The sequence below is a fragment of the Kitasatospora sp. NPDC059146 genome (assembly GCF_042786665.1).
In the GTDB taxonomy this organism is placed as follows: Bacteria; Actinomycetota; Actinomycetes; order Streptomycetales; family Streptomycetaceae; genus Kitasatospora.
This window is the reverse complement of the sequence record NZ_JBHZCY010000104.1, coordinates 1-22,757: the sequence shown is the minus strand read 5'-3', so window position 1 is coordinate 22,757 and position 22,757 is coordinate 1. Positions and strand designations below refer to the sequence as shown.

Below are 22,757 nucleotides of genomic sequence, written 5' to 3'. Positions count from 1 at the left end.
CACGCATGTCGTCCATCGGCAGTCAGCTCCTCGAAACCCCCGAACGCACCGCCCTGCGCCAGGCCGTCGGCGACCTCGGCCGCCGCTACGGCTCCGCCTACTACCTGGCCAAGGCCCGGGCCGGCGAGCCCGCCGAGGAGCTGTGGGCGGACGCGGGCAAGGCCGGCTACCTGGGCGTCAACCTGCCCGCCGAGTACGGCGGCGGGGGCGGCGGCATCAGCGACCTCGCCATCGTCCTGGAGGAACTCGGCACCGCGGGCTGCCCGTTGCTGCTGCTGATCGTCTCCCCGGCGATCTGCGGCACGGTGATAGCCCGGTACGGCACCGAGGAGCAGAAGCGCCGCTGGCTGCCCGGACTGGCCGACGGCAGCCGCAGGATGGCCTTCGGCATCACCGAGCCGGACGCGGGCAGCAACTCGCACCGGATCTCCACCGTCGCCCGCCGGGACGGCGAGGACTGGCTGCTGACCGGCCGCAAGGTCTTCGTCTCCGGCATCGACCACTCCGACGCCGTGCTGTTCGTGGCCCGCACCGAGGACGCCCGCACCGGCAAGCTCAAGCCCTGCCTGTTCGTCGTCCCCCGGGACACCCCCGGCTTCGAGTACCGGGCGATCCCGATGGAGCTGGTCGCCCCCGAGAAGCAGTTCCAGGTCTTCCTGGACGACGTCCGGCTGCCCGCCGACGCCCTGGTGGGCGACGAGAACGCCGGCCTGCTCCAACTGTTCGCGGGCCTCAACCCGGAGCGCATCCTGACCGCCGCCTTCTCCCTCGGGCTGGCCCGGCAGGCGCTCGGCAAGGCGGTGGAGTACGCGAAGACCCGCACGGTCTGGTCCACCCCGATCGGCGCCCACCAGGGCCTGGCGCACCCGCTGGCCCAGTGCGCGGTGGAGGTCGAGCTGGCCCGGCTGATGACCCAGAAGGCCGGGTTGCTCTACGACGCCGGCGAGGACATGGCGGCCGGGGAGGCCGCCAACATGGCCAAGTACGCCGCCGGGGAGGCCGCCGCCCGGACGGTCGACCAGGCGGTGCAGACCCTGGGCGGCAACGGCCTCACCCAGGAGTACGGCCTGGGCGCCCTGCTCGCCGCCACCCGGGTCGGCCGGGTCGCCCCGGTCAGCCGGGAGATGATCCTCAACTTCGTCGCCCAGCACACCCTGGGCCTGCCCAAGTCCTACTGAGCCCCCGGCGCCGAGGGGCGCGCGGCCGCCACCGCAGCGCGCAGGTCGTCACCGCACGCCGGTCGGGTCGTCCGAACGCCCTTCGGAGCAGCTGCGCCACGCCTGCCCCGCCCCCGGTTTCCCACAATGGCCCAGCCCCGCCCGGACTGTCCGTATGCTCCTGAACACGCCCCGTGCCATCCGCTCGCCGATTTGGTTGCTGCGTCAACTTCCTTACTGGAGGCATGCCTTGGTGTTCCGTAGCGAGTTCCCGGACGTCCCCGTCATCGACCTGCCGATCCATGACGCGGTGCTCGCCGCCGCCGCCGGGTACGGCGAGCGGCCGGCCCTGATCGACGGCCTCACCGGGGAGGAGGTCAGCTACGCGCGGCTGGCCGCCTCCGTCGAGCGGGTCGCCGCCGCACTGGCGGAGAGCGGGGTGGGCAAGGGCGACGTGGTGGCCCTGTTCAGCCCCAACTCGGTCACCTATCCGATGGCCTACTACGGTGCCAGCCGGGCCGGTGCCACCGTGACCACGGTGTCCTCCCTCAGCACCGCCCGCGAGCTGGCCGGCCAGCTCGCGGACAGCGCCGCCCGCTGCCTGATCACCGTCTCCCCGTTCCTGGCGACCGCCCGCGCCGCCGCCGAGCTGCTGGCCGCCGACGGCCGCCCGCCGGTCGAGGTGATCGTGCTGGACGGCGCCGAGGGCCACCGCTCGCTCGCCGACCTGCTGGCCGCCACCGGCCCCGCCCCGGAGCCCGCGATCGACCCGGGCGAGGACGTCGCCGTGCTGCCGTACTCCAGTGGCACCACCGGACTGCCCAAGGGGGTGATGCTCACCCATCGCTCGATCGCCACCAACCTGGCCCAGACCGACGCCCTCTACCGCCCCTCCGTCGGCGAACGGGTGCTCGCGGTGCTCCCCTTCTTCCACATCTACGGCCTGACGGCGCTGCTCAACCAGCCGCTGCGGTGCGGCGCCACCGTGGTGGTGCTGCCCCGCTTCGACCTGGAGCAGTTCTGCGGTGCGGTCGAGCGGCACCGGGTGCAGGGCCTGGTGGTCGCCCCGCCGATCGTGCTCGCGCTGGCCAAGCACCCGGTCGTGGCCGACTTCGACCTCTCCTCGGTCGAGTACCTGCTGTGCGCGGCCGCCCCGCTGGACCAGGAGCTCGCCGAGGCCTGCGCCCGCCGGCTGGGCCTGCCGCACCTGCTCCAGGGCTACGGGATGACCGAGCTGTCCCCGGTCACCCACGTCGTCTCCCCGACGGAGAGCGACCCGGTGCCCGGCTCGGTCGGCCGGATGGTCCCCTCCACCGAGCTGCGGGTCATCGCCCTGGACGGCTCCGGCCGGGACCTCGGGCCGGGGGAGCCGGGCGAGCTGCTGATCCGCGGCCCCCAGGTGATGAAGGGCTACTTCGGCCGCCCCTCCGACACCGCCGCCATGGTCGACGCCGAGGGCTGGCTGCACACCGGCGACATCGGCCACGTGGACGGGCGCGGCTACCTGTTCGTCGTCGACCGGGTCAAGGAGCTGATCAAGTACAAGGGGTACCAGGTCGCCCCCGCCGAACTGGAGGCCGTCCTGCTCGGCCACCCGCAGATCGCCGACGCCGCCGTCATCGGCGTCCGGGACGCCGACGGGACGGAGTGCCCCAAGGCCTTCGTGGTCCGCGCCCCCGGCAGCGGGCTCACCGCGGAGGAGGTCACCGGGTACGTCGCCGGGCAGGTCGCCCCCTACAAGAAGGTGCGCGCGGTGGAGTTCGTGGACGCCGTCCCCAAGTCGGCGGCCGGCAAGATCCTCCGCCGAGAACTGCGCGCCCGCGAGGCCGCCCGCTGAGACCCGTCGGCCGGGACCCCGTCGGCCGGCGCCAGGGCGGCCAGGTCCAGGGCGCCCAGGACCCCGCAGCCCGGGACCCGGGCGGCCGGAGGGCGCGGCCCGTCTGTGAGGATCGACCCGCGGCGCCCCGACCCGCCGCGCCCCGACCGGAGCAGACCCCATCGACACAGGAACCGCCACCCGCCATGACCAGCCAACCCGCCGTCCGCACCCCCCAGCAGGACCGCAGCCGAGCGACCCGGGCCCGGTTGCTCGCGGCCGCCGTGGACTGCCTGGCCGAGCTCGGCTGGCAGGGCTCCACCGTCACCGTGGTCGCGGAACGGGCCGGCGTCTCCCGGGGCGCCGCCCAGCACCACTTCCCGACCCGCGAGGACCTCTTCACCGCGGCCGTCGAGCACGTCACCGCCGAGCGGCTGGCAGCCGTCCGCGCCCACGCGGACGAGCTGCCGGCCGCCGGCCCCGACCGGACCCGGGCCGTGGTCGACATGATCGTCCGCCTCTACACCGGCCCGCTGTTCCGGGCCGCCCTGCACCTGTGGACCGCCGCCGCCACCGAGGACGGCCTGCGCGAGCGGATCGTCGCCCTGGAGGGCCACGTCGGCCGGGAGGCCCACCGGGCCGCCGTGGAGTTCCTGGACGCCGACGAGACCCGCCCGGGCGTGCGCGAATCGGTGCAGGCCACCCTGGACCTCGCCCGCGGACTCGGCCTGGCCAACCTGCTCACCGACGACAGCCTTCGACGTTCCGGAGTGATCCGGCAGTGGGCGGGCGTTCTGGAGAGTACGCTGCGGCCGGTACGCCCATGACGCCCGTACAACCGAGCGACCGGACGGCCCCTGACCAAGGGGTCGCCGGGCGGCCGATGTCCGTGCAGTCTGGAGAAGAACCCCGGCCGGCACCGACCGCGAGGCCCACCCGGCCGGGCACGAGCCGAACCGGGGTGCTGCCTGAATGCACGGACACGAGTGGGACGCGACCGCCGCCGCCGGCCCCGCGCCGAGCGGCGATCCCGTACGTCCGGACGGCCACCGCCTCGTCCCGCTCGCCACGGCCCTGCTGCAGAGCGACGGTCTGATCCTGCACTGGAGCGAGGACGCCGAGGCGCTGCTCGGCTACTCCGCCGAGGAGGCCGTCGGCAGCTACGCCGCCCGGCTGCTCACCGACGAGACCGACCGGCCCGCGGTGCTCGGCCTGTTCCAGCGGATCATGTCCGGCAGCGGCGCCTCCTTCGTCTTCCCGGTCCGTCACCGCGACGGCCACCGGGTCGAGCTGGAGTTCCGCACCTATCCGATCGCCGGACCGGCCGGCACCCTGCTGCTGCTCGCCACCGCCTCCGACACCCGGGCCCTGCACGCCGTCGAGGCCGACCTCGCGGTGCTGGACGGCGTCTTCGGCCGCTCCCCGATCGGCATGGCCGTCTACGACAGCGACCTGCGCTACGTCCGGATCAACGAGGCGCTGGCCCGGATGAACGGCGTGCCGGTCTCCGCCCACCTCGGCCGCCGGATATCCGCCGTCCTGCCCGGCATCAACAGCGGCGAGATCGAACAGACCATGCGACAGGTCCTCAAGACCGGCAAGCCCGTGGTGGACGCCCGCTCGCACGGCCGCGTCCCGGGCGACCCCAAGCGGGACCGCGCGTGGTCCGCCTCCTACTTCCGGCTGGAGGACTCCACCGGCCGGGTCTTCGGCGTCTGCTCCTCCATCATCGACGTCACCGAACGCTTCCAGGCCGAGGCCCGGGCCGCCCGGGCCCAGGAGCGGCTGGCCACCATCGCCGAGGCCACCGCCCGGATCGGCACCACCCTCGACCTCCAGCGCACCGCCGAGGAACTCATCGAGGCCGTCGTCCCCCGGTTCGCCGACTTCGCCACCGTCGACCTGCTGGAACCGGTGCTGCGCGGGTCCGAGCCCACCCCGATCCCCTCCGACCGCTCCGTCACCCTGCGCGCCGTCGCGGTCGGCGAGAACTACGACACCGGCCTGGCGCACGCCGTGGACGTCGTCGGCGAGACCTCCGAGTACGCCCCCGACCGCAGCTACACCCAGTGCCTGCGCAGCGGGCGGCCGCTGCTGCGCGCCCACGTGGACGAGGAGGTGCTGCGCGGCCTGGTGTCCAGCGAGGACCGGGTCGCCCCCGGGATGGCCGCCGGCATCCACTCGTACCTGATGGTGCCGATCACCGCCCGGGGCATGGTCCTCGGCGGCTCCGAGTTCATCCGGATGCGCAACCCCGAGCCGTTCAACGACGCCGACGTCGCGCTCGCCGAGGAACTCGTCGCCCGCACCGCCCTGGCCCTGGACAACGCCCGGCTCTACCGCCGGGAGCGGGAGACCGCCCTCACCCTCCAGCGCAGCCTGCTGCCGCAGGAGATCCACCGCACCCTCGGGCTGGAGATCGCCTACCGCTACCTGCCCAGCAGCGTGGTCAGCGAGGTCGGCGGCGACTGGTTCGACGTGGTGCCGCTGTCCTGCGGGCGGGTCGCCCTGGTGGTCGGCGACGTGATGGGCCACGGCATCCGGGCCGCCGCCACCATGGGACAACTGCGCACCGTCGCCCGCACCCTGGCCACCCTGGACATGCCGCCCGAGCAGGTGCTCACCCGACTGGACGAGACCGCCTCGGGGATCGGCGAGGGCCAGTTCGCCACCTGCATCTGCGCCGTCTACGACCCGCTGGAGCGCACCGTCCAGGTCGCCTCGGCCGGGCACCTGCCGCCGGTCTGGGTCGGCACCGACGGCACCGCCCGCAGGATCGAGGTGCCGCCCGGCGTCCCGCTCGGCGTCGGCGGGGTCGCCTTCGAGTCCATCGGCTTCACCCTCCCCGAGGGCGCGCTGCTCGCCCTCTACACCGACGGACTGGTGGAGCGGCGCGGCCAGGACCTGGACCACGGCATCGACCGGCTGGCCCGCACCCTGTCCGGGCCCGGCCGGACGCTGGAGGAGAGCTGCGACGCGGTGATCGGCGCCCTGGTCACCGACGGCACCGAGGACGACATCGCGATGATCATGGCCCGGGCGCTGCCGGTGCCGGCCGACCGGGTCGCCACCCTCCCGCTCACCGGCGGCGGAAAGCTCCCCGGCAAGGCCCGCCGCTTCACCCGGGCCGCCCTGGACGCCTGGGGCCTGAACGCGCTCTCCGACTACGCCGAACTGCTGGTCAGCGAACTGGTCACGAACGCCCTGCTGCACGCCGAGGCGCCGCGCCGGCTGCGGCTGTTCCGCGACCGGGTGCTCACCGTCGAGGTCTCCGACGCCGGCGGCGCGGCCCCGCAGCTGCGCCCCTTCGCGGAGCAGGACGAGGGCGGGCGCGGGATGTTCCTGGTCAGCGAACTCGCCCAGCGCTGGGGCAGCCGGCTGACCCGGGACGGCAAGGTGGTCTGGGCCGAGCTGGAACTGCCCTTCGGGGTCTCCTAGCCGCCGCCCGACATGCGAGAACGGTCGTTCCCGTCATCGGGAACGACCGTTCTCGCGTCTCCTTACGCGCGCACCTGGGGCTGCTCCGCCTGCTCCGGCTGTCCCGGCCCGGCGGCGACCGGCCCGGCGGTGACCGGCTCGGCCGCCGTCGGCGCGGACAGCCCGCGCAGCAGCAGCCAGGCCAGCACGCCCGCGCCGAGCAGCAGCACCCCGGCCAGCAGCCCGGCGCTGTTCATGCCGTGCACGAAGGCGTCCCGGGCGCTCGCCAGCAGCGGCCGGGCGAGGTCCGGCGACAGCCCCTCCGCCGTCTCCACGGCCGCGCCCAGCGACTCCCCGGCCCGGGCGGCGACCTCCGGGGAGGCCCCGGCCGGTACGGACAGCCCGTTCGCGTAGATCGAGCCGACCACCGAGCCGACCAGCGCGATGCCGAGCGCGGTGCCCAGCTCGTACGCGGTCTCGGAGACCGCCGAGGCGGCCCCGGCCTTGTCGGCGGGCGCGGCGCTCAGCACCAGGTCGGCGCCGAGGGTGTAGACCACGCCCTCCGCGGTGCCGGTGATCAGGAAGGAGACCGCCAGCAGCAGGTAGGTGGTGTCCTGCTGGAGCCAGCCCAGCGCGCCCGCCGCCAGGCCCATCGCCAGCAGGCTGACGGTCAGCGCCTTGCGCGCGCCGAAGCGCCGGGCGATCCGGGCGGTCAGCAGACCTCCCGCCACCGAGCCGGCGAAGGCCGGCAGCTCCGCCAGGCCCGCCTGGAGCGGCTCGTAGCCGCGCACCAGCTGGAGGTACTGCGAGACCACGAAGATCACGCCGGACAGGCCGACCAGGGAGATCAGCGAGGCCGTGACGGCGGCGGTGAACCGCCGGTCGCGGAACAGCCGGACGTCCAGCAGCGGGGTCTCCAGCCGCAGCTGGCGGCGGACGAACAGGGTGAGCGCGGCGGCACCGAGCAGGAAGGTGACCGGGACGTCCCAGCGGGCCACGCCGTGCGCGGCGGCCTCCTTGATCGCGTAGACCACGCCGATCACCCCGGCCATCGACAGCCCGACGCTCAGCACGTCCCAGCGGCCCGGCTTCGGGTCCTTGGACTCCGGCAGCAGCCAGGCGCCGAGCACCAGCAGCAGGAGCAGCACCGGGATGTTCAGCAGGAACACCGAGCCCCACCAGAAGTGCTCCAGCAGCAGCCCGCCCACCACCGGCCCGAGCGCGGCACCGGCCGTGGCGGCCGCGCCCCAGATGCCGATCGCGGTGGCCCGCTCCCGGTCGTCCGGGAAGAGGCTGCGGATCAGCGACAGGGTGGAGGGCATGATCGTCGCCCCGGCGACGCCGAGCAGCGCGCGGGCCAGGATCAGCCAGCCCGGGCCCGGCGCGTACGCGGCCAGCAGGGAGGCCGCGCCGAAGGCGGCGGCACCGGTCAGCAGCAGCTTCTTGCGGCCGATCCGGTCGCTCAGGGCGCCCATGCTGACCAGCAGGCCGGCCAGCACGAAGGAGTAGGAGTCGCCGATCCACAGGAGCTGGGTGCCGCTGGGGCGCAGCGTCTCGCTGATGGACGGAATGGCGAGGGAGAGCACGGTCGCGTCGAGGGCGACCACGGTGACGGCCAGCACCAGGACGGCGAGGCCGGTCCAGCGCTGGCGGACGGTCAGGGCGGGGGTACTGCTCATGCGCCCACCTCGCTGCGCTCGGCAGACGCTTCGCTCAATGCGCTGCCCTTGATGATTCGCTCGCTCATGGTGTATCGGTTTCCGGTTTCCGGTCCGAGGTGCTGTGGGTCGCGGCGACAGGGGTGGCGGCGACAGGGGTGGTGACAGGCGTGGCGACGGGTGCGGCGGCCTCCGGCCGGCGCAGCGCGCCGCCGAGGAACAGCTCGGCGAGCGAGAAGGCGGCGTCGCGCGGGGCGAGCCGGCCGTCCTGGATGGCCCAGCCGATCCCGGCCACCAGGTCGAAGAAGGCCTCGCTCAGCCAGGCGGCGCTCAGCTCGATCCGGAAGACGCCCTCGCGCTGCCCGCGCAGGAAGAGCGCGTGCAGCCGGTCGATCTGGACCTCCCAGAGGTCGTTGATGTCCGCGTGGTCGTAGAGCTGGTTCTCGCCGGCCAGGAAGGCGCAGAGCATGGCGTCCGGGACGGCGGCGTCCACCAGGCGGCGCAGCGCGGCCTGGGCGTCGCCCTCCTCGGTGGCGGCGGTGTCCAGGGCGGCGGCGAAGCGCTGCAGGCCCAGCAGGCCGACCTCGCGGATCAGCGCGTCGCGGCCGGGGAACAGCCGGTGCAGGGTGGCCCGGCTGATGCCCGCGCTGCGGGCGATCTCGTCCAGGTGGGCGGTGGGGCGGCGGGACAGCACGCCGACGGCGGCTTCCAGAACGGTGTCGCGGTCGGTGGCCATGCAACGAGTGTAGGCCAAGTGAGACATTGGTGTCTCACTTTTACGGTGCGGATCTCATCTGCGAGGCCGGTGACCGGTCGGCGGGCAGCAAAAAACCGGGGACGGCGGGTGCCGTCCCCGGTCGGGGTGGAGCGGGCCGTACGGCCCGCGCCGCTGCGCTCAGCTCTGGTTGTAGAACCCGGTGTCGTCGATCGGCCGGTCGATCACCATCACCTCGACGTCCGCCGGAGTGAGCAGGAAGACCCGGCGGGCGATCCGCTCGATGCCGCCCTGGGTGCCGAAGATCAGCCCCGAGGCGAAGTCGACCATGCGCTTGGCCTCGGCCTCGTTCATCTCGGTGAGGTCCATCACCACCGGGATGGACGCCCGGATGTGCTCACCGACCGTGCGGGCCGCCTCGAAGCCCGTCGGCCGCAGGGAGACGATCTTCGCGGGCGCGGGGACGGCCGGCACCGTCTCCTGATCCACCCACTCGTCGTCGTACACCGCGGCCGGGTAGTTCCCGGAGGGCATCAGCCACCCGTTGTGGTGCTCGTCGCGAAGTGCTCCCATGCCGCGCCTCCCTGCCTCGTCCCGTCTGGTCCCCCGGGGGTGAGTGTCCTTCTTGACACGTCATCCACTCGACGGAACTGTCCGAGTATCGCACTGTTCACCGGTCCCGTGCCCGCTCGCGGCCCCCGTAAGAGTCGTGCCGTGCCGGAAACCCGGGCGGACCCGGGCAAAGAGAGCGACGCGGCGCAGCTCCGTACGGTTGCGCGCGTAGACCATATCGGTAGCGGTCACCGCGCAATTGACCTTCTGTCAACAATGCGGAAACGATTTCACTCGCCGGTCGAACCGTCCACCAGTTCGCGCAGCAAATCCGCGTGACCGTTGTGTCGCGCGTACTCCTCGATCATGTGGACCAGGATCCAGCGGAGCGTCACCTCCTGGTCGTGGCGCGGCCGCTTGCCGACGGTGTCCAGCGGCAGACCGGCCGACGCCCGGCGGGCGGCCTCGATCTCGGCGCGCCAGGTGGCGAAGTCCGCCGCGACGTCGGCGGTGGCCACGTTGTCGAAGTCGCCGTCCGGATCCGCCTCGGTCCAGTAGTGACCGGTGGCGACCTCCGCGCCCAGCAGCACGCCCTGGAACCAGTGCCGTTCCACCTCGGCCATGTGCCGGACCAGGCCGAGCAGCGAGAGCGTGGACGGCGGGACGGAGCGCAGCCGCAGCTGGTCGTCGGTCAGGCCCGCGCATTTCAGGGCGAGCGTGCTGCGGTGGTAGTCGAGCCAGGAGGTGAGCATGGCGGCCTCGTCGGCGGCCATCGGCGGGTCGACCCGCGGGGTGAGTTCGGTCATGCCGGACATCCTGGCCGCCGACGGCCCGCCGGTGCGACCGAATTGTCGCCCGGCGGGTGGGTCGGTGGGTGGGGGAGGGCGACGGCGGCGGCCGGCGGGTGTTGGCCTTCTGTCCTGCGGCACGGGCTCGTTGGTGGATTTTCCGCCGAGATCACCCCGGGCCGTTGACCGCCGGGCCTCCCGACCGATTGGCTCGGTCGAGAGCCCGCCGCCGGGAGGGAGCCCGGCCGGGCGAGCAGAGGGGACTGAGCTCATGACACGTACCACCCGGACCACACGTACCACCCGGGGCACCCGCGACCGCCGGCTGCTGGGCGCCGGCAGCGTGCTGGCCGCCGCCGTCGCACTCGCCGTCACCGCCGCCCCCGCCCAGGCCGACCCGGCGCTGCGCGGCACCGTCCGGATCAGCACCGGGGTGAACGGCGCCGCCCCCGACGACCAGTCCTGGAGCCAGGGGGTCAGCGCGGACGGCCGCTACGCCCTGTTCACCTCCTGGGCCAAGAACCTGGTGCCCCAGCCCACCGTGGGCGGGCGCGACGCCTATCTGCGGGACCTGCGCACCGGCCGCACCGAGCGGGTCAACCTCTCCGACTCGGGCGAGGCGCTGAACGGCTGGACCGACCAGGCCGCGATCAACGCCGACGGCCGCTACGTCGCCTTCGAGAGCAACGCCGACAACGTGGTGCCCGGCATGCAGGTCAAGGGCCGCACCGAGGTGTACCTCCGGGACCGCAGGACCGGCCGCACCGAGCTGGTCAGCGGCGGGCTCACGGCCACCGACACCGACCAGTTCCACGCCTCCTACGCGCCGCAGATCAGCGCCGACGGCCGGTACGTGGTCTACGTGTCCTCCCGGACGGACCTCGACCCGACCGTGGTGGACCCCGCGCCCGGAGCCGGTGCCGGGGCCGCACCCGGGGCCGCGCCCTCGCTGGCCAGGCCGTACACCTGGAAGATCAACGTCTACCTCACCGACCGCCGGACCCACACCACCCGGCTGATCTCCCGGGACACGGCCGGCAAGCCGGGCGAGAGCACCTCCTTCCGCCCGACCATCAGCGCGAACGGGCGCACCATCGGCTTCGGCTCGCTCTCCGAGCTGCTGCCGACCGGGCCGACCCCCGCCCCGGCGGCCCCCACCGCCCCCACCGCCCGCGCCGCGGCGCCGGAGCTGTCCCTGGCCCGGCCGACCAGCGCCGTCTACTACACCTGGAACGCGGCCTCCGGGAAGCTCACGCCCGCCAGCTACGACGTCGACGGCAAGGTCGCCGACGCGGACTTCGACGCCACCGTCAGCCCGGACGGCCGGTACGCCGTCTACTCCCTGCCCGAGCCGGGCGGCTCCACCGGCGGCCACCGCTACCACACCGTGCTGCACGTCCGGGACCTGCGGACGGGCGCCGTGCGGAAGGTGAGCGGCGGCCTGCCGGGGACCACCTCGGTCGGCTCCTCCGGGCACGGCTCGATCACCGCCGACAACCGGTGGCTCTACTTCGACTCCGCCGCCGACAACCTGGTGCCGGGCCCCCAGCACCCGGGCTGGGACGTCTACCGCCAGGACCTGCGCACCGGCCGCACCGAGCGGGTCACCACCGCGCCGGACGGCTCGGCCGGCAACGGCTCCTCCAACGCCCCGTTCGTGTCCGCGGCCGGGAACACCCTGGTGTTCGAATCGACCAGCGGCAACCTGGTCGCCGGCACCGACGCCCCGGCGGCCGAGGGCTCCCAGGCCTTCGCCCGGCCGACCGGCAGCCGGTCGGACGACGGCGACGACCAGGGCGAGGACCAGGACGACTGACCGGGAGGACCGACCGGGCACCGCGGGCGGGGGCGCTCCCCGCCCGCGGCTCACCGGGCGCCCGGTCGTATTCCGGAATTCGTGCACGGAACGATGATCCGCGCGCCGGGATCGGCTCCTAGCAGTTGCCGACCTTCACGGCTCGCCACGGCATTCCGCACGGGTCCTGGGTCGGCCCCTGCGGGCGGACGAATCCCCACAGGGTGCCGTTCTCGCACTTCTGGACCTGGGAGAGGTCCAGGCAGGCGTTGGGGTCGAAGGTCATCGCGCTCGCCTGCGGGGCGTTGACGGTGTTGACGCCCAGCAGCGGGATGGCCATGGCGGCCCCGCCGATGAGCAGGGAGACGGCCTTCGACTTCTTCGACTTCATGAATTGCTGCCTTTCCGTTCGTGCATGAACAGCCGAAAGGCATCGCCCCCCGGCCGGTCGAGAATGGCACGGGCAATTCGGCGAGATCAACAGGGTTCACAGTGGGGCAAGGGTGAGCAAAACGGACATGTGTCCGTGCACTAACTACGGAGCGAAGCGGGCTCGCCGTGGGCGGTGACGCTCCGTCATGTTGTAAATCTCATGGTTTACCGGAGAAGGGGTCAGTCGGTACGCGGACGACGGCGGGCGGCGTAGGCCCGCCAGGCGCCGACCAGGCTGCCGAGCACCAACAGGGCGATCACCCCGGCCGAGACCAGGAAGGCCGCCGAGCCGGGCTGGTCCGCGCTGGCGGCGGCCGTCACGTAGACGGCGGTGGTCGGGACCACGCCGATCGCGGTGGCGAGCAGGAAGGGGAGGAAGCGGACCCCGGAGAAGGCGGCGCCGTAGTTCCCGGCCTGGAAGGGCAGGCCGGGGAGCAGCCGCAGCACCAGGACGCTGCGGAAGCCCTGGTCGGTGAAGCGCTGGTCGAGGGCGCCCAGCACCTTGCCGCGCAGGTACGGCCTGAGTGCCTCCCGGCCCAGGCCCCGGCCGAGGCCGAAGGCCAGGGCCGCGCCCAGGGTGGTGCCGAGGACGGCGAGCAGCACGCCCTGCTGGATGCCGAGCAGCAGGCCGGCCACGGCGTTCAGCGCGGGGCGCGGGACGAAGGCGAGCGTGCCGACGGCGTAGACCAGGGCGAACAGCGGGGCGAACCAGTAGCCGGGCAGCCGGTCCGCCAGGCCGCCGGAGAGCAGGTCCGTCGGGCTCCACAGCAGCAGCGACCCGGCGCACGCCCCCAGCAGGACCACCAGCAGGCCGAACCGCCACCAGGGCGAGCGGCCCGGGGCCCGCTCGGTGGTCCCCGCGGCCCCTGTGGCCTCGGCGGGTTCGACCGCTTCGGCGGGAGCGGCCGGAGCGGCGGAGTCGGCGGGCGTGGTCAGGGCTGCGGGCACGGGCCGAGCCTAGCCGGTCCCCGCCACGGGCCGGTCCGGGGTGCGCGGGGCGGTCCGCTGGTGGATCGGCCCGCCCGGGGCGTACCACCCCGCCTTCTTCCGGACGGCCGGGCTGCGGTCCCCGGTGCGGGCGGCCGTCAGGGCGTCGGCGGCGCGGGCGTCGGTGTGGACGAACTTGCCGACCAGCTCGGCGGCCCGCGACCGGACCCGGGGGTCCGGGTCGTCGGCGAGGTGGCGGAGGGCGGGTTCGAGGACCAGGTCCGCGCCCGGTGCGCAGGCGTCGTCCTTGCAGCGGTCGCAGGCCAGGGCGTGGAACGCGGCGATCCTGACCTCGGGGTCCGGGTCGTCGGCCATGGTGATCAGCCGGCCCATGGAGTCGGTGTCGACGAGGTGGTCCAGGAGCCGGCAGCAGCCCTCCCGGACGGCCGCGCGGTCGTCGGCCAGGCCGGCCCGGATGGCTTCGAGCGCGTCCGCCCCGCGCCGGAGCAGTTCCCGGTACGCGGCCACGGTGCGTTGTGGGTCGCCCAGGCAGGCGACCAGGGCTTCGTTGTCAGTTCTGACGAATCCGAGCACGGCCCCAGTGTCGGCCCGCAACGCCCGCCCGGGCAAAGGGATTTCGCCCCGGGGAGCGGGTCGGTGGGGTGGCGGCGCGGCGTCCGGGCCGTCGCGCCCGGCGCGGGAATCCCCGTCAGATCGTCGAGAGGTTCTTTCCGGAGGCGTTCTCCGGCGGCAGCCCGGTCACGTTCTCCCCGGCGGAGTTCGGTTCGGCCCGGCGCAGGGCGCCGGCGCTCAGCAGGAGGGCGAGGGCGAGCAGGGTGACCAGGCCGAAGGAGACGGTCAGGGAGGTGGCCTGGGCGAGGGCGCCGATGACGGCGGGGGCGATCAGGCCGGAGGTGTAGGTGACGGTGGCGACGCCCGCGATGGCCTGGCTGGGGTTGCTGCCGATCCGGCCGGCGGCCGCGAAGGCCAGCGGGACGATCACCGCGACGCCGATGCCGATCAGGGCGAAGCCCGGGACGGCCAGCGCCGGGGTGTCGGCGGCCACCACCAGGACGCCGCCCAGGGTGGCGACGGCCCCGCTCAGGCGGCTGGTGCGGACGGCGCCGAGGCGGCGGACCACCGCGTCGCCGGCCAGGCGGCTGACCGCCATGGTGAACGCGAAGGCGGTGTACGAGGCGGCGGCCACGGTGGCCGAGGCGCCGGTGACGTCCTTGAGGTAGACGCCGCTCCAGTCCATCGAGGCGCCCTCGCCGAACACCGCGCAGAAGCCGACCAGGCCGATCACCAGCGAGCTGCGCGGCGGCAGGGCGAAGCGCGGCGGGGCCTCGGAATCCGCGGGGGAGCGGAGGTCGGGCAGTCCGCGGCAGACCGGCTGGGCGAGGGCGAGCAGCACGAGGGCGGTGACGGCCAGCTGGAGCCGGGCGTCCAGGGCGAGGTGGGCGGCCAGGATGCCGAAGCCGGAGGCCACCAGGCCGCCCGCGCTCCACATCCCGTGCAGTCCGGACATGACCGAACGGCCGAGGCGCTGCTCGATCTCCACGCCCTGGGCGTTCATCGCGACGTCCGCCGTGCCGGCCGTGGCGCCGTACACCAGCAGTACCGCGCACAGGGCGGGCAGCGAGGGGGCGAGCGCGGGCAGGGTGAGGGCCAGGCACCAGAGCGAGAGCAGTCCGCGGACCGCCGCCCGGCCGCCGTAGCGGTGGACGACGCGCCCGGCCAGCGGCATCGCGAGGGAGGAGCCGATGGCGGGCATCACCAGGGCGAGGCCGAGCTGCCCGGGGGAGAGGTCCAGGCGGTCCTGGATCCACGGGATGCGGGTGACGAAGGTGCCGCCGACGGCGCCGTGCACGCCGAAGACCAGCGCGATGCTCCGGCGGGCGCGGCGTGGTTCGGAGAGTGGTTCGAGACTGGTGGCGGTCATGCTGCGGTTCCCTCCCGGTCCTGGTGGTCGATAAACTATCAGGAAGGGACCCTGATAGAAACACTCTGGAAGGATGATCCGCCATGACCACCGTGCGTACGGCCACGCCGAGCACCGCCCGGGCCATCAACGACCGGCTGGCGCTCAACCTCCTGCTCGAACAGGGCCCCCTGACCGCGACCGAGCTGCGCGACCTCACCGGCCTCTCCCGGCCGACCGTCGCCGACCTGCTCGACCGCCTCCAGCGCACCGGCCTGGTCGCCGTCGTCGGCGAACGCGGCGAACAGCGGCGCGGCCCCAATGCGAGGCTCTACGCGCTGGTCGCCTCCCGCGCCCACATCGCCGCCTTCGACGTCCGCGAGGGCGGCGTCAGCCTGGTCGTCGCCGACCTCGCCGGGCGCACCCTCGGCACCGCCGAGATCCCCGTCGAGGCCGACGGGCCCCAGGACACCGCCGCGGCGATCGTCCGCACCCTGCGGGAGACCGCGCGCGGCGCCGGCGTCGAGCGGCTGCACACCGTCGCCGTCGGCGCCCCCGGCCTGGTCGACCCCGCCACCGGCCGGCTGCACAGCACCGGCCAGCTCCCCCGCTGGCATGCCGAACTCCTCGCCGCGCTGCGGGAGTTGCCCGACACCGAGGTGATCCTGGAGAACGAGGTCAACCTGGCCGGCCGGGCCGAGTACCGGGTCGGCGCCGCCCGCGACCGCGACACCTTCGTGCTGATGTGGCTCGGCCACAGCGTCGGCGCCGCCGTCATCCTCGACGGGCGGCTGCGCCGCGGCTTCTCCGGCGGCACCGGCGAGATCTGCTTCCTGCCCGTCCCCGGCGCCACCGGACTGCCCAGCGCCGACAGCTGCGAGGGCGGCTTCCACGGCCTGGTCGGCAGCGCCGCCCTGTGCGCGCTGGCCCGCGCCCACGGGCTGCCCGTCGGCCCGGCCGACGACGCGGCCGCCGCCGAAGCCGTCGTGCGCGCCGCCCTGGCCGGCGGGGACGCGGGTGCGGCCTTCCTGGACGAGCTGGCCGAACGGATCGCGCTCGGCGCGGCCAGCGTCTGCGTGGTGCTCGACCCCGGCTGCGTGGTGCTCGGCGGCGAGATCGGCCGGGCCGGCGGCGCCGAACTGGCCCGCCGGGTGGAGCGCTGCCTCGCCCGGCTCTCCCCGCTGCGCACCGAGGTGCGGGCCGGTACGGCGGGCGGCGGCGCCGTCCTCGCCGGGGCGGTGCTCACCGCCGGGGACGCCGTACGGCGGGACCTCTTCGGCGAGCTGTAGGGGGTGTCCTGTGGATCAGGCCGGGACCGCGCTGATCCACAAGACACTTCCTGGGCCTGTTTTCCGTCCGCGTCCCCGGTACGGCAGGATGGCCGCCGGGGGGCGCGAAACCCGCCGGGGGGCGCGTACCCCGTAGCTCGAACCACCGTCAGGAGTCGTACATGGGCCAGCCCGAGGTGCCGGTCAACCCGTACCGGATCGGCGAGGCGGCCGCGCTGCTCGGTGTCAGCGCGGACACCATGCGGCGTTGGGTGGACGCCGGGAGGGTCGCCGCGGTGCGGGACGAGCACGGGCACCGGATCATCCCCGGCGCCGAACTCGCCGCCTTCGCGCGGGAGCTGGCCCGGCCGGAGAACGCCGAGGCCGAGGGGCGCCCCTCCTCGGCGCGCAACCGCTTCCCCGGGATCGTCACCGAGGTGCGGCTCGGCGACGTGGCCGCCCAGGTGGAGGTGCAGGCCGGGCCGTTCCGGGTGGTGTCGCTGATCAGCCGGGACGCGGCGGAGGAGCTGAACCTGGTCCCGGGCGCACCCGCGACTGCCGTCATCAAGTCGACCAATGTGATGATCGAACGGCGCTAGTGCCGGTCTGCTGAACGAGAGGCCCGGATGAACCACCCGAACCTGCCGACCACCCAGGCCGCCGTCCTGGCGATCGAGGCGGTCGCCGCCCGCCACGGCCGCACCGTCCGCGCCCAGCACGACATCGGCAGCGACCGGACCTTCGCCGGGCTGGTCGGCCAGGACGACGAACCGGGCGCCATCCCGCACGAGGCCCTGCTGGAGTTCGACGGCAGCCCGCACACCGCCGTCCGGCTGTTCACCCACGACGAGGCCGCCGTCACCGTGGAGGGCATCGCCTTCGACGTCCCGCGCGACAGCGTCCCGGCCTTCCTGAACTCGGTCTGGTCCGGCCTGGTGCACGTCAAGGTCCGCACCTTCCCGCCGTCCAGCACGCTGATCGTCACCGTCCCCGGGGAGTCCGGCTACCGCGAGGCCCTCGGCGTCCACGACCTCACCCCCTGGCTTTCTGGAAAGATCCGATGAGCATCCCCGCCGCCTCCGCCTCCGCCGCCGCCGTTCCCGCCCCCGCCGACCGCCGCTCGGTCCTCGCCGTCGCCCACCGCGGCGACCCGTACCGCCACCGCGAGAACACCCTGCCCTCGGTGGAGTCCGCGCTCGCCGCCGGCGCCGACGCCGTCGAGGTGGACGTCCAGCTCACCCGCGACCGGGTGCCCGTGCTGCTGCACGACACCACCCTCGAACGCCTCTGGGGCGACCCGCGCTCGATCGGCCGGGTCACCACCGAGCAGCTCGCCGAGCTGCGCCAGGGCGACCTGGCCGTCCCCACCCTCGCCGAGGCGATCAAGGCCGTCGCCGCGGCCGACGGCCCCCGGCTGCTCATCGACCTCGACGAGCCCGGCCCGGCCGCCGCCACCTGGTCCGTCGTCACCGGACAGGGCGCCGAGGACCTGGTCGCCTTCTGCGGGCCCGCCACCGCGATGCTCGCCGTCCGCGCACTCAGCCCCGACGCCGAGATCGCGCTCACCTGGAAGCAGCCGCGGATGCCCGCCCCCGCGCTGCTGCGCGACCTGCGCCCGCGTTTCCTCAACCCGCCGTTCGGCCTGGTCACCCCCGACTTCGTCCGGGCCGCCGCCGACGAGGGGCTCGCCGTCTCCACCTGGACCGCCGACCTGCGCCGCACCATGCGCCGACTGCGCGACACCGGGGCCGCCTCCATCACCACCAACCGGATCTCCGTACTGCGCTCGGTCCTGGACGGCCGCCGGTGACGGTGCCCGGCCCCCGGGTGCTCGGCCCCCGGGCCCTGGGCCGCGCCCTGCTGGCCCGCCAGCACCTGCTCGCCCGCACCGACCGGACACCCGCCGAGGTCGTCCACCACCTCGTCGGACTCCAGGCCCAGGCCGTACCGCAGCCGCCCTACCTCGGGCTGCTCTCCCGGCTCGACGGCTTCACCCCGGACGGGCTGAGCGACCTGCTCGACCGGCGGGCCGCCGTCCGGATCGCGCTCCAGCGCGGCACCATCCACCTGGTCACCGCCCAGGACTGCCTGACCCTGCGCCCGCTGCTCCAGGCCGTCCTCGACCAGGCGCTGCAGACCACCTACGGCCGACGGCTCGCCGGGCTCGACCGGGCCGCGCTCGCCGCCGAGGCCCGCACGCTGGTCGAGCGGGAGCCGCGCACCTTCCAGCAGCTCGGCACGCTGCTGGCCGCCACCCGCCCGGACCGCGACCCGGCCGCGCTGGCCCAGGCCGCGCGCTGCCTGCTGCCGCTGGTCCAGGTGCCGCCGCGCGGGCTGTGGGGGCGCAGCGGCCCGGCCGCCCACACCACTGCCGAGGCCTGGCTCGGCCGCCCGCTGGACCCGGTGCCGTCGCCGTCGCGGGATGAGCCGGACCGGCTGGACGGGCTGGTGCTGCGCTACCTGGCCGCCTTCGGCCCGGCGAGCGCGGCGGACCTGCGGAAGTGGTCCGGCCTCGGCGGCCTCGGCCCGGTGCTGCGGCGGCTCGCGCCGCAGCTGCTCACCTTCCGGGACGAGCGGGACCGGGTGCTGTACGACCTGCCCGGGGCGCCCCGGCCGGACCCGGACGTCCCGGCGCCGGTGCGGCTGGTCGCGCCCTTCGACAACCTGCTGCTCTCGCACGCCGACCGGAGCCGGGTGCTGCCGGAGCGGTACAAGGACCGGGTGATGACCCGGAACGGCCTGGTGCTCGGCACCCTGCTGGTGGACGGGCTGGTCGCCGGGACGTGGCGGTACGCGGGGCCGGCGGAGGGCGTGGTCGTCGAGCCGTTCGTCCGGCTGGCGCGGGCGGACCGCGCGGCGGCGGAGGCCGAGGCGGAGCGGGTGCTGGCCTTCGCGGGCGCGGGCGGTGGCCCGCGTGGAGCGGTGCGGATCGAGGCGGTCGGCGGGGCGTAGAACGGGCGGATCGTCAGATTCTCTGCTGAGCTGGGTCGGGTCCGGACTCGTCGCCGCCGGACCCGATGACGATCCCGGCGGAGGTGGCCGTGTCCGTGGAGCGCCCGTCCGGTGGCCCGCCCGCTGGTCCGTCCGCTGGGCCGTCCGGTGACCCGCCCGACCACCGCAGGCCGTACCTGATGCTGCCGCCCGCCGTGCGGCAGGCGGCCGCCTGGTCGGTGGCGGTGATCCTGCTGATCACCGTGGGCTCGCTGGTGGTGTTCGCGCTGGTCGAGCTGCGGGCCGCGACCGTGCCGTTCGTCCTGGCGCTGCTGGGGGCCTCGCTGCTGTACCCGGTGGTGCCCTGGATGGTCCGGCGGGGCGTCAGCCGGGGCCTGGCGGCCGGGCTGACCTGCGTGCTGCTGGTCGCGGCGGTGGCCGGGGTGATCGTCCTGCTGGTCAACTCCCTGGTGCACAGCGCCCCGCAGATCGCCGGCTCGCTCCCGGCGGCGGGCCGCCGACTGGCCGAGTGGCTGGGGCCGTTCGGGGCGAAGGTCGAGCACGCGCTGGCCAACGCCAAGGGGGAGACCAACTCGCTGGTCTCGACGCTGACCAACGGCGTGCTGTCCGGCCTCGGCCTGCTCACCCAGTTGATCACCGGCGCGGTGCTGGCCCTGGCCCTGGTGTTCTTCTTCCTGCGGGACGGCCACCGCACCGGCGACAGCATCCGCGCCCACCTGCCCGGCCGCGGCGCCGAGACGGTGGTGGCCTGCGCCGAGCGGGCCTTCGAGGCGATGGCCGGCTTCATGCGCGGCACCACCCTGATCGCCCTGATCGACGCGGGCTTCATCACCGTCGGCCTGCTCGCCCTGGGCGTCCCCGGCGCCCCGGGCCTGGGCGCGCTGGTCTTCATGGGGGCGTACATCCCCTTCGTGGGCGCCTTCCTGTCCGGCACCGTCGCGGTGCTGGTGGCCCTCGCCGACGGCGGCCTGGGCACGGCGCTGTGGGCGCTCGGGGTGGTGCTGACGGTGCAGATGATCGAGGGCAACATCCTCCAGCCGATCATCCAGAGCCGGACGGTCGAGCTGCACCCGGCGACCATCATGGTCGCCGTGGTGGCCGGCTCCGGCATCGCGGGCATCCTCGGCGCCCTGCTGGCGGTGCCGGTCTGCGCGGCGGGGATGGGCGTGATCTCGGTGCTGCGGGGGCTGGGCAGCGATCCGGGGTGAAATCGGTTGCCCGGGGCGGGACGGGCGTGCGAGCATCGCTAACGCGACAAGGGTCGCGATAGTTTGAGAGGGGCGCGGGTGGAACTGATCGATGTGGCCGAGGCGGGGGACGGGCCGTACGGGATCACGGTGGGGCCCGACGGCGGGGTGTGGTTCACGCTCATCCGCGCCGGGGAGATCGGGCGGCTGGCGCCGGACGGCTCGGTGCGACGGTTCGGGCTCGGCGCGCCGCGCTGCGCGCCGTCGGTGATCACCGCCGGCCCGGACGGCGCGCTCTGGTACGCCGAGATGAACGTCGGCCGGATCGGCCGGATCACGGTGGACGGCGAGGTCTCCTCCTTCGCGCTGTCGGCGATCGGCGTCGGGCCGGGCGGGATCGTCACCGGGCCGGACGGGGCGCTCTGGTTCACCGAGGTGAACGCCGACGTGGTCGGACGGATCACCGTGGACGGGGAGGTGACGGAGTACCCGCTGCCCGTGGAGGGGGCGATGCCGGCGCACATCACCGCCGGGCCGGACGGCGCGCTGTGGTGCGCGCTCAACCAGGCCGACGCGATCGCCCGGGTGAGCACCGACGGCGACGTGACCGTCCACCGGCTGCCCACTGCGGGCACCGCGCCGGTCGGGATCACCGCCGGCGCGGACGGCGCGCTCTGGTACGTCGGGATCGGCGGCGGACTGGTCGGGCGGATCACCGTGGACGGGGAGGTGACGGAGTACCCGCTGGCCGACCGGGGCGCCAGGCCGCACGCGATCACCGCCGGCCCGGACGGGCGGCTCTGGTTCACCGAGTGGGCCGCCGGCCGGATCGGCGTGCTCACCCCCGACGGGCGGCTGGACGGCCACGCCATCCCCGGCCGGGGCGCCGAGCCGCACGGGATCGCCGTCGACCCGGACGGCACGGTGTACGCGGCGCTGGAGCGCGGACAGCTCGCCCGGCTGAGGGGCTGAGGGGCTGAGGGGCTGAGGGGCTGAATCCGCCCGGGTCCCGCCCGGGTCTCGGGCCGGTCCCGGTCGGGAGGTCCCGGCCACGGCCGGGAACTCGGGCCCAGCGGCCCCGGGCGGGCGGGCCCAACGGCCCTGGGGTGCACGGGGCGTGCGTTCGGATCATGGATCGCCATCCATTCGCACGACGTTCCGAAGGAGCGCGTCCTTGAGCGCCACCCAGGCACAGGGCGACCCGACCCCACCGCCAACGCCCCTGTCGGCAGGGCCGGTTCGGCCCCGCCGACCCGGCTCGGCCGTGGTCAGGCTGCTGACCACCACCGACCACAAGACGATCGGCACCATGTACCTGGTGTCCTCGTTCGCGTTCTTCCTGATCGGCGGCATCCTCGCGCTGGTCATGCGCGCCGAACTCGCCCGGCCCGGAACGCAGATCCTCTCCAACGAGCAGTTCAACCAGGCCTTCACCATGCACGGCTCGGTGATGCTGCTGCTGTTCGCGATGCCGCTGTTCACCGGCTTCGCGAACTGGATCATGCCGCTGCAACTCGGCGCCCCCGACGTGGCGTTCCCGCGCCTGAACATGCTCTCCTACTGGCTGTTCATGTTCGGCTCGCTGATCGCCGCCGCGGGCTTCGCCACCCCGCAGGGGGCCGCCGACTTCGGCTGGTTCCTCTACGCGCCGCTCTCCGACGCCGTCCACTCGCCGGGCGTCGGCTCGGACATGTGGATCATGGGCGTGACGCTGTCCGGCTTCGGCAGCATCTTCGGTGCCGTCAACTTCATCACCACGATCATCTGCATGCGCGCGCCCGGCCTGACCATGTTCCGGATGTCGATCTTCTGCTGGAACGTGCTGCTCACCTCGGTGCTGGTGCTGCTGGTCTTCCCGGTGCTGGCCGCCGCACTGCTCGCGCTGGAGTGCGACCGCAAGTTCGGCTCGCACGTCTTCGACCCAACCAACGGCGGGGCGATGCTGTGGCAGCACCTGTTCTGGTTCTTCGGGCATCCCGAGGTGTACATCCTGGCGCTGCCCTTCTTCGGGATCGTCTCCGAGGTCATCCCGGTGTTCAGCCGCAAGCCGATGTTCGGCTACTCCGGCCTGATCGCGGCCACCATCGCGATCGCCGGGCTCTCGGTCACGGTGTGGGCGCACCACATGTACGTCACCGGGCAGGTGCTGCTGCCGTTCTTCTCCTTCATGAC

General features: G+C 74.3%; 21 protein-coding genes. 13 read left to right on the top strand and 8 right to left on the bottom strand.

Annotated features, from left to right (window positions below; all coding sequences use genetic code 11):
- Positions 1 to 5: 5 nt before the first annotated feature.
- From ACFXPX_RS32635 to ACFXPX_RS32620, 4 genes are all read left to right on the top strand, one after another.
- Positions 6 to 1,178 (top strand): acyl-CoA dehydrogenase family protein, encoded by a 1,173-nt coding sequence (locus ACFXPX_RS32635; RefSeq protein ID WP_380591667.1) that lies wholly within the window; start codon positions 6 to 8, stop codon positions 1,176 to 1,178.
- A 229-nt stretch (positions 1,179 to 1,407) separates the two neighbouring features.
- On the top strand, positions 1,408 to 2,994 hold the full coding sequence (locus tag ACFXPX_RS32630) for a 4-coumarate--CoA ligase family protein (RefSeq protein ID WP_380524409.1): 1,587 nt from the start codon (positions 1,408 to 1,410) through the stop codon (positions 2,992 to 2,994).
- Between the two features lie 185 nt (positions 2,995 to 3,179).
- Positions 3,180 to 3,800 carry a TetR/AcrR family transcriptional regulator gene (locus ACFXPX_RS32625; protein WP_375886544.1) on the top strand — a complete coding sequence of 207 codons (621 nt, stop codon included), beginning with the start codon at positions 3,180 to 3,182 and terminating at the stop codon, positions 3,798 to 3,800.
- Positions 3,801 to 3,945: 145 nt separating this feature from the next.
- Positions 3,946 to 6,411 carry a SpoIIE family protein phosphatase gene (locus ACFXPX_RS32620; RefSeq protein ID WP_375886546.1) on the top strand — a complete coding sequence of 822 codons (2,466 nt, stop codon included), beginning with the start codon at positions 3,946 to 3,948 and terminating at the stop codon, positions 6,409 to 6,411.
- 62 nt (positions 6,412 to 6,473) lie between these two features.
- Here the strand turns inward: ACFXPX_RS32620 and ACFXPX_RS32615 are convergent, their stop codons facing one another.
- From ACFXPX_RS32615 to ACFXPX_RS32600, 4 genes are all read right to left on the bottom strand, one after another.
- Entirely contained in the window at positions 6,474 to 8,069 is a 1,596-nt protein-coding gene (locus ACFXPX_RS32615) for an MFS transporter (protein WP_380524405.1), read from the bottom strand.
- 64 nt (positions 8,070 to 8,133) lie between these two features.
- On the bottom strand, positions 8,134 to 8,784 hold the full coding sequence (locus ACFXPX_RS32610) for a TetR/AcrR family transcriptional regulator (RefSeq protein WP_380524403.1): 651 nt from the start codon (positions 8,782 to 8,784) through the stop codon (positions 8,134 to 8,136).
- A 159-nt stretch (positions 8,785 to 8,943) separates the two neighbouring features.
- Positions 8,944 to 9,336, bottom strand: a complete 393-nt coding sequence (locus ACFXPX_RS32605; protein ID WP_375886552.1) for a cell division protein SepF — start codon at positions 9,334 to 9,336, stop codon at positions 8,944 to 8,946.
- A gap of 269 nt (positions 9,337 to 9,605) precedes the next feature.
- Complete coding sequence (locus tag ACFXPX_RS32600) at positions 9,606 to 10,121, bottom strand: DinB family protein (RefSeq protein WP_375886553.1); 516 nt, start codon at positions 10,119 to 10,121, stop codon at positions 9,606 to 9,608.
- A 253-nt stretch (positions 10,122 to 10,374) separates the two neighbouring features.
- On the opposite strand from ACFXPX_RS32600, the gene ACFXPX_RS32595 reads away from it, so the two are divergent.
- Positions 10,375 to 11,919 (top strand): TolB family protein, encoded by a 1,545-nt coding sequence (locus ACFXPX_RS32595; RefSeq protein WP_380524399.1) that lies wholly within the window; start codon positions 10,375 to 10,377, stop codon positions 11,917 to 11,919.
- A 118-nt stretch (positions 11,920 to 12,037) separates the two neighbouring features.
- Here the strand turns inward: ACFXPX_RS32595 and ACFXPX_RS32590 are convergent, their stop codons facing one another.
- From ACFXPX_RS32590 to ACFXPX_RS32575, 4 genes are all read right to left on the bottom strand, one after another.
- A complete protein-coding gene (locus ACFXPX_RS32590) occupies positions 12,038 to 12,289 on the bottom strand; it encodes a hypothetical protein (protein ID WP_375886557.1) in 252 nt (83 codons plus the stop codon).
- A gap of 221 nt (positions 12,290 to 12,510) precedes the next feature.
- Complete coding sequence (locus ACFXPX_RS32585) at positions 12,511 to 13,278, bottom strand: TVP38/TMEM64 family protein (protein WP_380594489.1); 768 nt, start codon at positions 13,276 to 13,278, stop codon at positions 12,511 to 12,513.
- A gap of 9 nt (positions 13,279 to 13,287) precedes the next feature.
- Positions 13,288 to 13,851, bottom strand: coding sequence for a HEAT repeat domain-containing protein (locus ACFXPX_RS32580; RefSeq protein ID WP_380644277.1), 564 nt, complete (start codon positions 13,849 to 13,851; stop codon positions 13,288 to 13,290).
- A 115-nt stretch (positions 13,852 to 13,966) separates the two neighbouring features.
- Entirely contained in the window at positions 13,967 to 15,199 is a 1,233-nt protein-coding gene (locus tag ACFXPX_RS32575; RefSeq protein WP_380594491.1) for an MFS transporter, read from the bottom strand.
- A gap of 83 nt (positions 15,200 to 15,282) precedes the next feature.
- On the opposite strand from ACFXPX_RS32575, the gene ACFXPX_RS32570 reads away from it, so the two are divergent.
- The 8 genes from ACFXPX_RS32570 to ACFXPX_RS32535 form a co-directional block, all read left to right on the top strand.
- A complete protein-coding gene (locus ACFXPX_RS32570; RefSeq protein ID WP_380524393.1) occupies positions 15,283 to 16,467 on the top strand; it encodes an ROK family transcriptional regulator in 1,185 nt (394 codons plus the stop codon).
- Between the two features lie 161 nt (positions 16,468 to 16,628).
- Entirely contained in the window at positions 16,629 to 17,045 is a 417-nt protein-coding gene (locus ACFXPX_RS32565) for a molybdopterin-binding protein (RefSeq protein WP_375886570.1), read from the top strand.
- A gap of 27 nt (positions 17,046 to 17,072) precedes the next feature.
- Positions 17,073 to 17,510 carry a hypothetical protein gene (locus tag ACFXPX_RS32560; protein WP_380402975.1) on the top strand — a complete coding sequence of 146 codons (438 nt, stop codon included), beginning with the start codon at positions 17,073 to 17,075 and terminating at the stop codon, positions 17,508 to 17,510.
- Positions 17,507 to 18,256: a glycerophosphodiester phosphodiesterase gene (locus ACFXPX_RS32555; protein ID WP_380644276.1), complete on the top strand. Its 750-nt coding sequence runs from the start codon at positions 17,507 to 17,509 to the stop codon at positions 18,254 to 18,256. The genes ACFXPX_RS32560 and ACFXPX_RS32555 overlap by 4 nt, the downstream gene beginning before the upstream one ends.
- On the top strand, positions 18,253 to 19,398 hold the full coding sequence (locus ACFXPX_RS32550; protein WP_380644275.1) for a winged helix DNA-binding domain-containing protein: 1,146 nt from the start codon (positions 18,253 to 18,255) through the stop codon (positions 19,396 to 19,398). The genes ACFXPX_RS32555 and ACFXPX_RS32550 overlap by 4 nt, the downstream gene beginning before the upstream one ends.
- A 179-nt stretch (positions 19,399 to 19,577) precedes the next feature.
- Entirely contained in the window at positions 19,578 to 20,606 is a 1,029-nt protein-coding gene (locus ACFXPX_RS32545) for an AI-2E family transporter (RefSeq protein ID WP_375886578.1), read from the top strand.
- A 78-nt stretch (positions 20,607 to 20,684) separates the two neighbouring features.
- Complete coding sequence (locus ACFXPX_RS32540; protein ID WP_380644274.1) at positions 20,685 to 21,557, top strand: virginiamycin B lyase; 873 nt, start codon at positions 20,685 to 20,687, stop codon at positions 21,555 to 21,557.
- 250 nt (positions 21,558 to 21,807) lie between these two features.
- Positions 21,808 to 22,757 (top strand): cbb3-type cytochrome c oxidase subunit I (locus ACFXPX_RS32535; protein ID WP_380644284.1); only part of this gene is annotated, 950 nt, incomplete at its 3' end.